Origin of the sequence: Lacimonas salitolerans, from assembly GCF_042677865.1 — a bacterium.
GTDB lineage: Bacteria > Pseudomonadota > Alphaproteobacteria > Rhodobacterales > Rhodobacteraceae > Lutimaribacter > Lutimaribacter salitolerans.
The window spans coordinates 1-932 of sequence record NZ_JBHUDD010000078.1 but is presented as its reverse complement, the minus strand read 5'-3'; the positions used below and the strand labels follow the sequence as shown (position 1 = coordinate 932).

Here is a 932-nt window from a genome sequence, read left to right as displayed (position 1 = left end):
TCAACCGTCTGTGTGATCCGACGAGCAAGTTGGGGTGTCTGCGCTGGCTCGAAACGGTTGCAATACCCGCGATGCCCAGGGACGTGACACACCAGCATCTGTTGCGCGCGATGGACGCGTTGATGGATCATGGCAAGGCGGTCGAGGCCGCCTTGGCGCGCCAGATCCGGCCGTTGGTCGATCGCGATTTGGCCGTCGTCTTCTACGACCTCACGACGGTCCGGATCCACGGGGAGGGTACGGTTGACGACGATCTCCGCGCTTTCGGCATGAATAAGGAGATCGGCGGCATCGCCCGGCAGTTCGTTCTCGGTGTGGTGCAGACCGCCGAGGGATTGCCGCTCATGCACACTGTCCATCCGGGCAATGTCGCCGAAACGACGACCCTGCAGACCATGCTGGCGACGGTGCTGAAACGGTTCCCGATCCAGCGGGTCATCCTGGTCGCCGACCGAGGGCTGCTGAGCCTGAGCAATATCGAGGAGTTGACCGCCCTGGCTGCCAGGGGAGAGCGCCAGCTGGAGTTCATCCTCGCCGTGCCCGCGCGGCGCTACACCGAGCTGGTGGAGACATTCCGCTCCCTCACCTTTGACGACGCGGGCCTTGCTGAGGCCAGCTTCGCCGGCCACCGCCTGATCGTCGCTCATGATTCCATGCGCGCCGAGGAGCAGGCCACCCGCCGCCGTGCCCGCATCGCCGAACTGGAGGCCATGGCCGAGAAGATGGTCGCCAAGCTCGACGCACAGGACGATGGAAAAACCGCCAAGGGCAGGCGAGCCTCCGACCGGGGCGCCTACAGCCGGTTCACTCGCGCCGTGGCCGAAGCAGAGATGGCACGCTTCCTCAAGGCCGACTTCACCGCCGAGCGCTTCTCCTGGTCGGTGGACGAGCCGGCCGTCACCCAGGCCCAACTCTTCGACGGCCGGCTCGCG

General features: G+C 65.9%; 1 protein-coding gene. It reads left to right on the top strand.

The window, feature by feature from the left end; all coding sequences use genetic code 11:
• Window positions 1-932 (top strand): IS1634 family transposase (locus tag ACFTOW_RS13320; protein WP_379916513.1); only part of this gene is annotated, 932 nt, incomplete at both ends.